The 13531-nt window shown below is 38.3% G+C and carries 14 protein-coding genes and 1 pseudogene; 10 read left to right on the top strand and 5 right to left on the bottom strand.

Translation table 11 applies throughout. From position 1 onward, the window contains the following. Window positions 1–82: 82 nt before the first annotated feature. Window positions 83–1492, bottom strand: a pseudogene (pdxR, locus tag K6V43_RS01155) (MocR-like pyridoxine biosynthesis transcription factor PdxR). 177 nt (window positions 1493–1669) lie between these two features. Here pdxR and pdxS point away from each other — a divergent pair. Beyond that, the gene (gene pdxS / locus K6V43_RS01150; protein WP_222381167.1) at window positions 1670–2545 is read left to right on the top strand and encodes a pyridoxal 5'-phosphate synthase lyase subunit PdxS; all 876 of its coding nucleotides are present in this window, start codon (window positions 1670–1672) and stop codon (window positions 2543–2545) included. A gap of 12 nt (window positions 2546–2557) precedes the next feature. After that, on the top strand, window positions 2558–3157 hold the full coding sequence (gene pdxT, locus K6V43_RS01145) for a pyridoxal 5'-phosphate synthase glutaminase subunit PdxT (protein ID WP_222381165.1): 600 nt from the start codon (window positions 2558–2560) through the stop codon (window positions 3155–3157). 194 nt (window positions 3158–3351) lie between these two features. Here the strand turns inward: pdxT and K6V43_RS01140 are convergent, their stop codons facing one another. Then, on the bottom strand, window positions 3352–4467 hold the full coding sequence (locus K6V43_RS01140) for an NAD(P)/FAD-dependent oxidoreductase (protein ID WP_222381164.1): 1116 nt from the start codon (window positions 4465–4467) through the stop codon (window positions 3352–3354). A gap of 84 nt (window positions 4468–4551) precedes the next feature. On the opposite strand from K6V43_RS01140, the gene K6V43_RS01135 reads away from it, so the two are divergent. The 6 genes from K6V43_RS01135 (at window position 4552) to K6V43_RS01110 (ending at window position 10023) form a co-directional block, all read left to right on the top strand. After that, window positions 4552–5178: a GDSL-type esterase/lipase family protein gene (locus tag K6V43_RS01135; RefSeq protein ID WP_222381162.1), complete on the top strand. Its 627-nt coding sequence runs from the start codon at window positions 4552–4554 to the stop codon at window positions 5176–5178. Window positions 5179–5210: 32 nt separating this feature from the next. After that, the gene (lepB, locus tag K6V43_RS01130; RefSeq protein ID WP_222381160.1) at window positions 5211–5759 is read left to right on the top strand and encodes a signal peptidase I; all 549 of its coding nucleotides are present in this window, start codon (window positions 5211–5213) and stop codon (window positions 5757–5759) included. Window positions 5760–5930: 171 nt separating this feature from the next. After that, complete coding sequence (gene glmS, locus K6V43_RS01125) at window positions 5931–7742, top strand: glutamine--fructose-6-phosphate transaminase (isomerizing) (RefSeq protein WP_222381159.1); 1812 nt, start codon at window positions 5931–5933, stop codon at window positions 7740–7742. A 147-nt stretch (window positions 7743–7889) separates the two neighbouring features. Further along, window positions 7890–8531, top strand: coding sequence for an amino acid ABC transporter permease (locus K6V43_RS01120; protein WP_172018914.1), 642 nt, complete (start codon window positions 7890–7892; stop codon window positions 8529–8531). Window positions 8532–8540: 9 nt separating this feature from the next. After that, entirely contained in the window at window positions 8541–9173 is a 633-nt protein-coding gene (locus tag K6V43_RS01115; RefSeq protein ID WP_222381158.1) for an amino acid ABC transporter ATP-binding protein, read from the top strand. A gap of 19 nt (window positions 9174–9192) precedes the next feature. Continuing rightward, window positions 9193–10023, top strand: coding sequence for an amino acid ABC transporter substrate-binding protein (locus tag K6V43_RS01110; RefSeq protein WP_222381157.1), 831 nt, complete (start codon window positions 9193–9195; stop codon window positions 10021–10023). Window positions 10024–10083: 60 nt separating this feature from the next. Here K6V43_RS01110 and K6V43_RS01105 read toward each other — a convergent pair whose 3' ends face one another. Genes K6V43_RS01105 through K6V43_RS01095 form a run of 3 tightly spaced genes read right to left on the bottom strand, consistent with a single transcriptional unit; the run spans window position 10084 to window position 12548 of the window. Continuing rightward, complete coding sequence (locus K6V43_RS01105; RefSeq protein WP_222381155.1) at window positions 10084–11277, bottom strand: cation diffusion facilitator family transporter; 1194 nt, start codon at window positions 11275–11277, stop codon at window positions 10084–10086. 56 nt (window positions 11278–11333) lie between these two features. Further along, a complete protein-coding gene (locus tag K6V43_RS01100) occupies window positions 11334–11786 on the bottom strand; it encodes a threonine/serine exporter family protein (RefSeq protein ID WP_160864219.1) in 453 nt (150 codons plus the stop codon). Between the two features lie 3 nt (window positions 11787–11789). Next, on the bottom strand, window positions 11790–12548 hold the full coding sequence (locus K6V43_RS01095; protein ID WP_172066221.1) for a threonine/serine exporter family protein: 759 nt from the start codon (window positions 12546–12548) through the stop codon (window positions 11790–11792). Between the two features lie 155 nt (window positions 12549–12703). On the opposite strand from K6V43_RS01095, the gene K6V43_RS01090 reads away from it, so the two are divergent. Together K6V43_RS01090 and K6V43_RS01085 are read left to right on the top strand one after the other, a co-directional pair. Beyond that, window positions 12704–13129: a MarR family transcriptional regulator gene (locus K6V43_RS01090; protein WP_222381153.1), complete on the top strand. Its 426-nt coding sequence runs from the start codon at window positions 12704–12706 to the stop codon at window positions 13127–13129. 19 nt (window positions 13130–13148) lie between these two features. Next, window positions 13149–13508 carry a DUF1304 domain-containing protein gene (locus tag K6V43_RS01085; RefSeq protein WP_160864221.1) on the top strand — a complete coding sequence of 120 codons (360 nt, stop codon included), beginning with the start codon at window positions 13149–13151 and terminating at the stop codon, window positions 13506–13508. Window positions 13509–13531: the final 23 nt, after the last annotated feature.

Genomic DNA, 13531 nt, shown 5'->3' with positions numbered 1-13531 from the left:
AAAAAGCCTATTGTATCAACGATTATTCGTTGTACAGTAGGTTTTTATTTTTTAAAATATGTTTGTGTAATTTGCTAATTTTTCATTTCTCTTGAAGAATATTTTCCAGAATACTGATAATATTGGTAATATCCACTGATTTGATGTTGCTATAATTGACAATGAAACAATTTGACCAGAGGGTATTTTCCTCATGATAGAAGAAAGAAACAGGTATTAGTGAGAGGTCATGCTCAAGTGCTCTATGGCAAATAGTGTGTTCGGGTATTGTCGTTTTCATTTTTATGATAAAGTGAAGTCCAGATGAGCTATTTATGATTGAAATGTGCTCTGACAAGGAACTTTCTTTGAAGTTTTTGATGACATCATCTCGTTTCCTTTGGTAATATAGTCGCATTCGATTGAGGTGTTTTTCGAAGTAACCGTCTTTAATAAATTTTGCCAGAGTATATTGCTCCAGATTAGACACGGTATTAGAATACAAGTCAAGTCTTTCTTGGAAAAGAGGTAAGAGTTGGGGAGGTAAAATCATGTAACTAATCCGAAGTGTCGAAACTAGGCTTTTACTGAATGTGTTGATATAGATGACCCTATCAGAATGATCAATTTCTTGAAGGCTAGGTAGCGGCTTGCCGCCAAAACGAAATTCACTATCAAAATCATCTTCAATAATGAAACGATCTTTCTTTTGGCTTGCCCAAGCAAGGAGTTCATAGCGTTTGCTGATTGGTAAAATTGCTCCAGTTGGAAATTGATGTGATGGAGAGATGTGAACAATGTCTGCTGTGCTTTTATTTAGACTAGCTAAATCGATCCCATCTTTCTGGACAGGCAGAAACTGATAGCTAACTTAAAATTGTTCATAGATTTTCTTAATTTTGGGATAGCCAGGATTTTCAATAGCTACAGTCTTTTCTGGCCCCAAAAGCTGGATAAGAAGAAGGTAGAGATAGTCTGTTCCAGCACCTATGACAATTTGCTGCGGATCGACAGCCATACCTCTGTAAGCATTGAGGTGTGTGGCGATGGCTTGTCGAAGTTCCAGAACTCCCTGACTAGGAGAAGGTTCTACAAGTTGTTCTTGATTGTCATTAAGTACTGAACGTAGTAATTTTGACCATGTCGCAAATGGAAAGGTTTCTGGATTAATTTGGTTAGATCCCAGATTGAATTTTGTTTTGGGATATTCTGACCTTAGATTTAAATCTGAAACTAATCTTATCCTTTTTTCAGACTTAACCCTTTGTACTTGAATTTGTGCTACAAAAAAGCCTTTTTTGGGGAGACTGTAAATCAATCCTTCGGCTTGAAGTTGTTGGTAGCTCGTCTCAATAGTGACCACTGAAATTCCGAGATGTTTTGAAAAATTGCGCTTTGAAGGAAGTTTTTCATTGGCTTTGAGTTTTCCTTCTAAAATATCAGTTTTTATAGCTTGATAGAGTTGCTCATATAAAGGAATTTTGGAGGAGGTGTGTAGTGAATAAGTAAGCATAGTTAACAATCTGACCTTACAAAAAAGTTTTAAAATGATTATTTAAATCAAGTCAGTTTTAATTATAATAAATCTTAAATAAAAAGTAAATATTAGGTAGATAATTCACAGAGGTAAAACTATAAAAAGTATGTTTTACTGAGAGGGATGATATCTGCTGATTTTTAGGAGGATTTTATGGTAAACCAACGTTTTGATTTGAACAAGCAACTAGCGCAGATGCTTAAAGGTGGGGTCATTATGGATGTTACAACGCCAGAACAGGCTCGTATTGCTGAAGAAGCGGGAGCATGTGCTGTCATGGCATTGGAGCGCATTCCAGCAGATATTCGGGCAGCTGGTGGAGTGTCACGAATGAGCGACCCAGCGATGATTAAGGGAATCCAAGATGCTGTTTCAATACCAGTTATGGCAAAGGTACGAATAGGACACTTTGTTGAAGCACAAATTTTACAGGCCATTGACATTGATTATATTGACGAAAGTGAAGTATTGTCTCCTGCTGATGATGTTTTTCATATTGATAAAAATCAGTTTGATGTTCCTTTTGTTTGTGGTGCGAAAGATTTAGGGGAAGCTCTTCGTCGCATTCAAGAGGGAGCTAGCATGATAAGGACTAAAGGGGAGCCAGGAACAGGTGACATTGTGCAAGCAGTTCGTCATATGCGAAAGCTAAACCAAGAAATCAATCGTTTATCATCGTTATCAGAAGATGAATTGTATCAAGCGGCAAAAGATTTGCAGGTATCATACGATTTGGTGAAATATGTCCATGACAACCATAAATTGCCTGTTGTTAATTTCGCGGCTGGAGGTGTTGCCACACCCGCTGATGCAGCCTTGATGATGCAACTAGGCGCAGAAGGCGTATTTGTTGGTTCAGGAATTTTCAAGTCTGGGAATCCAGCTAAACGAGCGGCAGCTATTGTTCAAGCTGTAACAAATTTCAGAGATGCAAAATTAATTGCAAGCTTGTCAGAAAACTTAGGTGAAGCAATGGTTGGTATAAACGAAGGTGAAATTGAACTTTTAATGGCTGAAAGAGGTATTTAAACGGGGGTAAGGATGAAAATTGGAGTTTTAGCACTGCAAGGTGCTTTTATTGAACATGAGAAGTGCTTAGCTCGCTTAGGTATCCCTTCTTTTGAAATTAGGCAGCTTTCAGATTTGGAAAATGAACTGGACGGGCTTATTATCCCAGGCGGAGAATCAACAGTCCAAGGGAAGTTGTTGAGAGAATTAGGTTTATTAGAAATTTTGAGAGAAAAAATAGCGTCTGGTTTACCAGTAATGGGAATATGTGCTGGTTTAATATTATTGGCTGAGCATTTATCTAACGATGACCAACAACATCTGGCGACCTTACCCGTTATAGTCAAACGCAATGCCTATGGACGTCAACTAGGATCATTTGCCGTGCAAGGTGAATTCAAAGGAATCGGTACTATTCCTCTCACCTTTATTCGAGCTCCATACATCGAGAAAATTGCTGAACAGGTAGAAGTATTAGCTAAGGTTGAAGGGAAAATTGTCGGGGTTCGTTACGGTAATCAAATTGGATTAGCTTTTCATCCTGAAGTAACTGATTCTTTGGATGTTCATCGCTATTTTGTTGAGATTTGTCAGAAAAAAATAGACCACTTTCCATTTGCTAGAAAAATATAGTTTCAAAAATGGAGTTTTCAAGGATATCTTGGCTTGCATCTTACTGAGACTCCTGTAGTAATTAGAGCAATTATTATTGGCATTTTAAAAGTCATAAAACTTATTCAAAGAGGTAGAAAAGTACTTTTTTGTAAGTGTTTGACCGAGTCATATCCCGGATTTATTAAATAAATTGAAAATAAAAGAGTCAAAGGCTAGTTCTTGACTCTTTTTATATAATTATTAGGTGAGTATGGTGTACGGTCAAAGTTTGTGTCGTATCCAAGAATTTCATTTGCGATTTGCCAACCGATAATTGGCCCATTTGTTAAACCAGTAGAGCCTAGACCACTAGCTACCCAGACATTGGGCATATCCTCAATATTTCCGTAGAATGGAGAATAAGTTGAAGTATAGGCGCGCGTTCCAATGCGAGTTCTGGCTACAGGATAGTTTGCCAAATCAGGCATGAATTCAGCTATTTTATCATGCATGGCTTGGATTTTTTCAGGGTCTAGTTCTAAATCGTACCCCATATCATCTTCATGAGTTGCACCAATAATGATTTTTCCATTTTCAAATGGTAGAATGTCAATCTCTCCGTAAGGCATACAAACTGGCCAATTATCTGTATCGAATTCTGTATCTAATTCAAACAATTGTCCTTTTTGTGGTCGAACATCCACTTGATAACCAAGAGGTTCAAGAATATGTGGCAACCATGCCCCTGTGGCTAAGATAATATGGTCAGCAGGAATCACTTGATTATCTACTTCGACAGTATTGGCATCTAACAGTTTTGCCTGTCCTTGTAGAAGTGCTCCGCCATTTTTTAACACTTGCTCTTGAAGAATATCAATTAAACGCCCACCATCTATACGACCGCCACCTTCTAAATGAATACCAAAATAGTCTGGTTTAAGTTGTGGCAGGTATTGGTTAATTTCCGAGCCTATAAGCGGAGTAATTTCGCCAATAGTCGGAGTATCTATGCGACGTTCCTCGGCAATTTTTTGGATTTTATCAAGTAGTTCAGGCTTACTTTTTAGGCCGATGGTTCCAGTCTGTTTGAATGGAATTTCAGTAGCACCCGATTTTTCCAAATCGGCTACCAATTGACGGTAGAAAACAGCACCATCGGAAGTCAGCTTGTACCAGTCTTTATTTTTTTTCTGAGCCATCCATGGGCAGATGATACCTGCGGCAGCTCGTGTGGCTGTTCCAATACCTGAATCAATGAGAGTAAGATTAACTTGTTCGTCTTGGGAGAGATAGAATGCAGCTGTTGAACCGACTATTCCTCCGCCTATAATAATAACTTGTTTTTTCATAAGTTAATTATATCACAAATTCATAAGTTTATTTATTTTTTTCAACATGATACAATAGAAAATAAGAAAATTTGAGGAGTTTGTGTGTCAGAAATTATGTATCCTGAGGTCCTGACAGTTGGGAGTGGGGCCGTAAAAGTTGCAACAGTCGGAGATAGTTTGACCTATGGATATGGCTTGGAGAATCGTGAAAAAGATGCCTATCCTTGTATTCTAGCTGAGAAACTTGGGCATCACTATCAAGTTTCAAATTACGGATTGAGTGGGCGTTCACTTCAGTCAACTGCAGATTTTCCTTACTTTAAAGAGAAGAATGCCCAACTTTCACTTGAGAGCGAAGCGGACATAGTGATCATCATGATAGGCAGTAATGACAGCCGAGCGCCTTATTGGAATAGAGAACGGTTTATCCGGGAGTATAAAGAAATGGCAGAGCGTTATGCTAATCTTTCAAGTCAGCCAGATGTATATCTTGTTATTCCACCTTTCGTCCCAACCAGTCGCTTTGGGTTGAACAATCAAATTATTGAAGATGAGTTACAAAAAATAATCCAACAAATTGGAAATGAGCTAACATTACCTGTGATAAATCTTTATCCTTTAACGAAGGGACATTTAGAATATTATAGTGATGGCCTTCATTTAACGCCATTAGGCAATCAAGTCATAGCTGAGGAGATTTACCATTATCTTGTAAACGAAATAGTTTGAAGTATGGTATAATTAGAGGGAATGGAGAGATTATGGTAAAAAGAGATTTTGTAAAGCATATTCTACTATTGCTATTACTCGTTTTGGGTATATTGGGTTTACGTGTTTGGTTTTTTGAACCAGTAACGATTACCAAAGAGGATTCAAATCATTATTTGCATGAAAATGATTCAATCATTGCCTTTAAGAATGCAACGATTGAGCATGGTGATTTTATTTTGTACAATCATGATGGACAGCAGTATGTTAGTCGTGTCATTGCAATGTCGGGTGAAACTGTTACCTATATGGATGATGTGTTGTATCGAAACGAGGTTGTTGTGGATGAGACCTATTTAAAAACTCCTCAATTTCAAGAGTATTATACAGAGGATTTAACAATTGCAACGATAACAAATGGGGAATATCAAGTGATACCAAAAGATTATTTCTTGGTTTTAAATGATAATCGGACAAATAAAGAGGATAGCAGATCCTTCGGACTAATTTCAAGAAAAGAGATAGTTGGACGTCTTACATTTAGAATCAGTCCGTTGTCGAATTTTGGATTTATTGAAACTGGATTAGTTAGTGATAACTAGTCTTTTTCTTTCATTTCAATTTCCAAAATAGGACTATACCAATTATTTTTGTTGACAAACAGAAATGCGTATTGTATACTGTTTTTACTGGTTTGTTGGATAAAAATTTGACTATACCAATTTTGAAAATATAATGAAAGAAAATGTTAATTAACATCTTAGGTTACTAGTATGTGTGGAATCGTTGGCGTTGTAGGAAATACAAATGCAACTGATATTTTGATTCAAGGACTTGAAAAATTAGAATACCGTGGTTATGATTCAGCTGGTATTTTTATCACGGGTGGAGAGCAAGCTCACCTAGTGAAAGCAGTTGGTCGCATTGCTGAACTATCAGCAAAAATTGGCGATAAGACCGAAGGTACAACAGGGATTGGTCATACTCGTTGGGCAACACACGGAAAACCAACTGAGAACAACGCTCACCCTCACACTTCTCAAACTGCTGGACATATCCTTGTTCACAACGGTGTGATTGAAAACTATGCAGAAATCAAGGAAGAGTATCTTGCAGGTCATGACTTGAAAGGTCAGACAGATACTGAGATTGCTGTGCATTTGATTGGTCAATTTGTTGAGGAAGGTTTGTCAACTCTAGAAGCCTTCAAAAAAGCATTGAAGATTATTCAAGGTTCATACGCCTTTGCCTTGATTGATGCTACGGATGCAGATACTATCTATGTTGCCAAAAATAAATCTCCACTTTTGATTGGTCTTGGTGATGGGTACAACATGGTTTGCTCAGATGCCATGGCTATGATTCGTGAGACAAGTGAATATATGGAAATTCACGATAAGGAATTGGTTATCGTGAAAAAAGATAGTGTTGAAGTCATGGACTATGATGGCAATGCGATTGAACGTGGTAGTTATACAGCTGAGCTTGATTTGTCAGATATTGGTAAGGGAACTTATCCATACTACATGCTAAAGGAAATCGACGAGCAACCAACTGTTATGCGTAAATTGATTAGCGCATATACTAATGAAGCTGGTCAGGTAACAGTTGATGCGGATATTATTAAGGCAGTACAAGAAGCTGACCGTATCTATATCTTGGCTGCTGGAACTTCCTATCACGCAGGATTTGCCTCAAAAGACTTCTTGGAAAAATTGACAGATACACCAGTAGAATTGGGAATTTCATCTGAGTGGGGCTACAATATGCCGCTTTTGAGCAAAAAGCCACTCTTTGTCATGATTAGCCAGTCAGGTGAAACTGCTGATAGCCGTCAGGTATTGGTTAAAGCTAATGAAATGGGCATTCCAAGCTTGACAGTGACCAATGTACCAGGCTCTACATTGTCACGCGAAGCAACTTACACCATGTTGCTCCATGCAGGACCAGAAATTGCTGTAGCTTCTACAAAAGCCTATACTGCCCAAATTGCTACCTTGGCTGTTTTGGCTAAGGCTGTCGGTGATGCAAATGGAAATGCCTTCGCAAAAGATTTTGATTTGGTGCATGAATTGTCCATCGTAGCTCAATCCATCGAGGCTAGCTTGTCAGAAAAAGACCTAATTGCGGAAAAAGTGGAAAAATTATTAGCTACAACTCGTAATGCATTTTACATCGGCCGTGGAAGTGACTACTATGTATCTATGGAAGCCAGCTTGAAATTGAAAGAAATTTCATACATCCAATGTGAAGGCTTTGCGGCTGGTGAATTGAAACACGGTACCATTTCCTTGATTGAAGACGGTGTTCCAGTCTTGGCCTTGATTTCAAATCATCCACATCTAGCAAGTCATACACGTGGTAATATTCAAGAAGTAGTAGCGCGTGGTGCCAATGTCTTGACAATTGTAGACGAAGCAGTAGCTAAGGAAGAAGATGACATCACTGTTACGACCGTTCATCCATTCTTATCAGCGATTGCTATGGTTGTACCAACACAGTTGATTGCTTACTATGCGACATTGCAACGCGGTTTGGATGTTGATAAACCACGTAATTTGGCGAAATCAGTAACAGTTGAATAATTTGAAGAGAAGATTTGGGAAAACCAGGTCTTCTTTTGCAATATTATACAAAACGGTGGAGAATTTATTAAAAATTCTGAAAAATTCTTTGAAATAAAAGACATTTTTTGATATACTAGAACCTACTAATTCTTTTAGGAGAACTCTATGGATTATGTTTTGGAAGTCCTACCCAGCCTATTGAGTGGGGCGGTTGTCTCCTTGCAGGTATTTTTTTTCGTATTAATTTTATCCCTGCCTTTAGGAGCAGTTTTTGCGTTTTTGATGCAGATTCGATTTAAACCTTTGCAGTGGTTGTTGCATATCTATGTACTAATTATGCGTGGAACACCATTGCTGTTACAATTAATTTTTGTTTACTACGTTTTACCAAGTGTGGGTATTACTTTTGATCGAATGCCAGCGGTTGTTCTTGCTTTCACCCTAAACTATGCGGCTTATTTCTCAGAAATTTTCCGAGGGGGGATTGAAGCCATCCCTGCCGGCCAATACGAAGCCGCTAAAGTATTAAAATTTACACCCGTTCAGACGATTCGATATATCGTTTTACCACAGGTAGTAAAAATAGTACTACCTAGTGTTTTCAATGAAGTAATGACATTGGTGAAGGACACTTCATTGGTTTATGCTCTTGGGGTGAGCGATCTCTTGCTAGCCAGTCGAACGGCTGCCAACCGAGATGCAAGCCTAGCACCAATGTTTATTGCAGGTGCCATCTACCTATTGATGATTGGAGTTGTGACACTCGTTTCTAAACAGGTAGAAAAGAAATTTGACTACTATAGATAGGAGGAAGCCATGTTAGAATTACGTAATCTTACAAAACGTTTTGGTAACAAACAGATTTTCTCCAACTATGATTTAGTAATTCCTGAGGGGAAAATTGTAGCTATTGTTGGTCAATCAGGTGGTGGTAAAACGACCTTATTGAGGATGTTGGCAGGATTGGAAACAATTGACTCAGGAACATTGATTTACAATGGACAAACTTTACCGCTTGAAGAATTAGAGAAACGACATTTGCTGGGATTTGTCTTTCAAGATTTCCAGCTTTTTCCACACTTATCCGTTTTGGAAAATTTGATTCTTTCACCAATAAAGACACAGAACATGTCTCGTTCAGATGCGGAAGACAAGGCCCGTAAACTATTGGGTACTCTTGGGTTAGCCAACCATGCGACTGCTTATCCATTTTCCTTATCGGGTGGGCAAAAGCAACGAGTGGCCCTAGCCCGTGCTATGATGATTGATCCTGAGATTATTGGTTATGATGAACCAACTTCAGCCTTGGACCCCGAATTGAGAAAGGAAGTTGAAAAATTGATTCTTGAAAATCGGGCGACAGGTATAACGCAAATCGTAGTGACTCACGATTTGCAGTTTGCTGAAAATATCGCAGATGAAATCATCAAAATTGAACCAAAACATTGAGGTAATTAAAATGATGAATATGAAGAAGATTGTTTTAGGAGTAGTTGCTCTCGTATCGAGTCTTGCTTTAGTAGCATGTGGGTCTAGCGACTCAGCAACCAAGTCAGATAACTGGTCTACCTATGAATCTGAAAGATCTATTACGATTGGGTTTGATAAAACCTTCGTTCCTATGGGATTTGAACAAACAGATGGTTCTTACACAGGTTTTGATATTGATTTAGCTAATGCTGTTTTTGAAAAATATGGAATAACTGTTGAATGGCAACCAATTGACTGGGACTTGAAAGAAACGGAATTAACGAATGGCAATATCGATTTAATTTGGAATGGGTATTCTATTACGGACGAACGGAAAGAGAAAGTTCTATTTACTAATCCTTACATGGACAATCAACAAGTTCTTGTCACCAAAAAATCTTCCAACATCAGTCAGGTATCTGATATGAAAGACAAGGTGTTGGGCGCGCAAGCTGGTTCCTCAGGATATTCAGTATTTGAAGGCCAGCCTGCAATCCTAAAAGATATTGTGCAAAATAATGATGCAAGCCAATATGCAACATTCAATGAAGCCTTGATTGACTTGAAAAATGATCGTATTGATGGTCTCTTGATTGACCGAGTATATGCTAATTACTACTTGCAACAAGAGGGAATCATTGATGACTATAATATTATTGATGCTGGTTTTGAAAATGAAGCATTCGCTGTCGGAGCTCGTCAGTCAGATACGACACTTGTAGAAAATATCAATAAAGCATTTACTGAATTGTACAAAGAAGGTAAGTTCCAAGAAATCTCTCAAAAATGGTTTGGAGATGATGTGGCAACTGATGCAGTAAAAAAATAAAAATATAAGAAAAAGAGCCATGTGCTCTTTTTTGGTGCAAAAGAAAAGCCAGTCGTTCGACTAGGCTTGTTTCTTTGATATTTGGTGGAAAATGACAGTCCAATTTTCATGACGACGCCAGAGGGATGTATGAACAAATTCGCCAATTTCAAATGTAACTAGTTTAGACTTTTGACTAATAGAAATCATCTGATAGTTGGAAAGATAGCTTGTTTGAACAGGGTGACTTTCAAGCATTTGAGTTTTATCTTGATACCGACCTTTGGCATCGATGAGAAGGTAGTTCTCATCAATTAAAGTCTCATATCCAGTAGCATGTGCTTGTATCTCTGTTTCAAATCGGAAGAGTTTATCATAAACGTGTTCATACATCTCATCGTGAGGAATTTCAGATGGTTCTACATGAATATCTACATCAAAAACACCATGTTTGAGTGTTAGGAGTTGCTCAACCTGTTCGGTTATTTCATGACTTTCATAAACGGACAGATCCGGATTCATTTCGAGCACAATATCCAGATAGATATTGGCACCATAGGTGCGACCACGTTGTGACTTGACAGACACAATTTTAGGAAGTTTGAGAATATCTTCCTCATACTTTTTCAACAAGTTTTCATCAAAACCATCTGAAAGTGTGAAAAAGCTCTCCATAAAAATATCATATGCAGTTTTTAGAATGAAAAAGGTGATGATGATAGCAGCAATTTTATCAACAATTGGGAAGTTAAAGGCAGCAGCAAAGATTGCGATAGAAGTTCCAATGGAGGTAACAGCGTCAGATAGATTGTCCTTGGCAGCAGCTTCAAGTGCTTTAGAATGAACTCTTTTCGCTAGGCGATTATTATAAAAATATACGGCCAACATAATGAGTGCGGAGAAAATACCTACAATTGCCCCCATGATGTCTACCTCGACTGGAGAATTACTAATTATTTTTTGTAAGGTATCATAGAGGACTTGAAAACCAACGACGAACATGATGAAAGATGTCATCAAACTAGCGAGGTCTTCCATTTTCCAATGTCCGAATTTATGGTCAGTGTCAGCAGGTTTTTGGGCCATTTTCAATCCAACCAGTACGGCGACATTTCCAATAATATCGGAAATATTATTGAAGGCATCTGCTCGCAAGGCATCTGAATGAAAGAGTTGACCTGCAGTCAGTTTGATAATTGACAAGACTATGTAGGTACCTATTGATAGTAAGGCACCACGTTCAGCAAGTTTTAGATTGGAAACAGTTTGGTTCATGGCATCTCCTTTAATAAGTTTTCATTGTAACAAAAAGCCCCCCTGTTTTCAAGGGGTTAGACTGAATTTTTATGAGCATTCATGACCTTATAAAGGCGTAATAAGATAGTGCCACTTGCCATACCAATTGGGATAACCAAAGCTAGTGTTAATACGGTTGTAATATTGGTGAGGGCTTGAGCATATTCGCCTGAAACAAAATAGGTAGTAGACATGTATGCACGGTAGCCCGGAACAAGTGGTGCAAGTATGGCCAATGAAAAGATGACGGAGGGTGTTTTTAACCAAATACTCATGATTTGACTGACACAGGATCCGATAATTGCCGCGAAAAAGGTAGCAATCAAGACATTTGTTGGTTCCAATAGAAAAAGATAAATAAGCCAAACAAGCATTCCTAGGAGACCACCCGGAATTAACATTTTCTTTTGTACATTGAGAACAACTAAAAAAGCAGCAATAGCGATGTAAGATGCAATCGCCTGAAATAAAAAATTAATGGAAGTCATACCTTACCTCACAAGCATCAGGGCGACTGTAGTTCCAGCACCAAGTGATAAAATAATCAGCGCAGTTTGAAAGAACTTGGTCATTCCAGTATTAATATGGTTGGTCATCAGGTCCCTCACAGCATTTGTGAATGCAATGCCAGGAACAAATGGCATGACCGCACCAGCGTTAATCAGGTTTGGATTGATGGCAAGGTTCGTATGGGTACTTAGTATGTAGGATGTGAGTGAGAACACAAAAGCGCCGACAAAAGTTGTGACAAAGTCAATTCCAATATAGCGATCTACAATGAGGGAGAGAGGAAAAGCTAGGGCGGTGGCAAGGACAGCGCCTGCAGCATCTAAAAGCGATCCACCAAACATAATGGTAAAAAAAGGAGCAGCGACCACTGCGGCCAAGGTTACTTGGATATTATTATATGGTGGTTTTTGCTGTTTAATTCTATTTAACTGTTGCCAAGCATCTTCCAAACTAATTTCTTCATTGGCAAGAGAGCGAGAGACTTGATTGACATCACAAACTTTTTGCATGTCGTAATTTGAGCTCACAATACGTTTCATACGAGAAATGTTTGTATGATCAATGGAGAAAAAGATTGCAGCAGGAATGGCCAGAACATTAGCTTGTTCGATTCCTTGTGAATGTGCAATCCGAATCATTGTATCCTCTACTCGATGAATTTCAGCTCCGCTTTGCGCTAAAATAGCACCAGCCAGCATGAGTACATCTATGACTAAGTTTAGTCTAGGAGTATTTTCCATCAATGTGTCCTTCCGCTTGTTTTCCTTCATTATAACAAAATATAGGTATTGGAAACACATTTTTTTGATAGATAAGCAAATAAATTGCAAATTGTTCGGATTGTAGTATAATTGACTTATCAACGATTGATGAATCAATCAAAAGAGGTAAATCTATGCAAGAAATGGAAGATTTGTTATACAGATTGAAAGTGGCTGATGAATCGATTTCTAATCTATTTGAAAAGCAATTGGGAATCAGCTTGACACGCTACACCATATTACGGATATTGTTGGAGGATGCCCCGATGCATCAATTAGCATTACAGGAGCGACTTCAGATTGATCGGGCAGCTATTACAAGGCATCTGAAATTGTTAGAGGAACAAGGCTATATTAGTCGTGAACGCAATCCTAAGAATCAGAGAGAAGTACTTGTATGGCCGACTGAGCAGGCTCGAGAAGCACTGATTTCTGCACCTCCAACCCATCATCTTGTGATCAAGGAAGCAATGAACCAGGTTCTGACTCTTGAAGAGAGGAATCAATTTCTTGCCATGCTTGACAAACTGCTAATTGGCTTGCAAGAGTTACCTATTTAATTTTTAGAGAGGAGACATTATGTCTATTTTTACCACTATTCTAGCTAGTATCGTAGCTATTGAACATTTATATATCATGTATTTGGAAACCTTTGCGACCCATTCAAATTCTACAAGTCGTGTCTTCAATATGGCCAAGGATGAATTGCAACGTAAATCTGTGACCACTCTATTTAAGAATCAGGGGATCTATAATGGTTTATTAGCTATCTTTCTCTTGTATGGAATTTTCACAGCCAATCTTGAAGTGACAACTATTTTTGTCTTGTTTGTTATTGGAGCAGCAGGCTACGGAGCAGCGACTTCTAGTCCTAAAATCCTTTTGACCCAAGGAGGACCAGCAATCCTAACCCTCATTTCAATCTTATTATTCAACTAAGCTAAAAAGCCTTCCGTGAGGAG

It is taken from the genome of Streptococcus suis, assembly GCF_019794615.1.
In the GTDB taxonomy this organism is placed as follows: domain Bacteria; phylum Bacillota; class Bacilli; order Lactobacillales; family Streptococcaceae; genus Streptococcus; species Streptococcus suis_AI.
Note: the sequence above shows the minus strand (reverse complement) of the source record. Positions and strands in the feature narration are given on the sequence as shown.

What these genes read in the sequence shown, in the direction of transcription:
- pdxS (WP_222381167.1), top strand. Translation starts at nt 1,670, where the DNA reads ATGGTAAACCAACGTTTTGATTTGAACAAGCAACTAGCGCAGATGCTT.
- pdxT (WP_222381165.1), top strand. Translation starts at nt 2,558, where the DNA reads ATGAAAATTGGAGTTTTAGCACTGCAAGGTGCTTTTATTGAACATGAG.
- K6V43_RS01140 (WP_222381164.1), bottom strand. Translation starts at nt 4,467, where the DNA reads ATGAAAAAACAAGTTATTATTATAGGCGGAGGAATAGTCGGTTCAACA.
- lepB (WP_222381160.1), top strand. Translation starts at nt 5,211, where the DNA reads ATGGTAAAAAGAGATTTTGTAAAGCATATTCTACTATTGCTATTACTC.
- glmS (WP_222381159.1), top strand. Translation starts at nt 5,931, where the DNA reads ATGTGTGGAATCGTTGGCGTTGTAGGAAATACAAATGCAACTGATATT.
- K6V43_RS01120 (WP_172018914.1), top strand. Translation starts at nt 7,890, where the DNA reads ATGGATTATGTTTTGGAAGTCCTACCCAGCCTATTGAGTGGGGCGGTT.
- K6V43_RS01115 (WP_222381158.1), top strand. Translation starts at nt 8,541, where the DNA reads ATGTTAGAATTACGTAATCTTACAAAACGTTTTGGTAACAAACAGATT.
- K6V43_RS01110 (WP_222381157.1), top strand. Translation starts at nt 9,193, where the DNA reads ATGAAGAAGATTGTTTTAGGAGTAGTTGCTCTCGTATCGAGTCTTGCT.
- K6V43_RS01105 (WP_222381155.1), bottom strand. Translation starts at nt 11,277, where the DNA reads ATGAACCAAACTGTTTCCAATCTAAAACTTGCTGAACGTGGTGCCTTA.
- K6V43_RS01100 (WP_160864219.1), bottom strand. Translation starts at nt 11,786, where the DNA reads ATGACTTCCATTAATTTTTTATTTCAGGCGATTGCATCTTACATCGCT.
- K6V43_RS01095 (WP_172066221.1), bottom strand. Translation starts at nt 12,548, where the DNA reads ATGGAAAATACTCCTAGACTAAACTTAGTCATAGATGTACTCATGCTG.
- K6V43_RS01090 (WP_222381153.1), top strand. Translation starts at nt 12,704, where the DNA reads ATGCAAGAAATGGAAGATTTGTTATACAGATTGAAAGTGGCTGATGAA.
- K6V43_RS01085 (WP_160864221.1), top strand. Translation starts at nt 13,149, where the DNA reads ATGTCTATTTTTACCACTATTCTAGCTAGTATCGTAGCTATTGAACAT.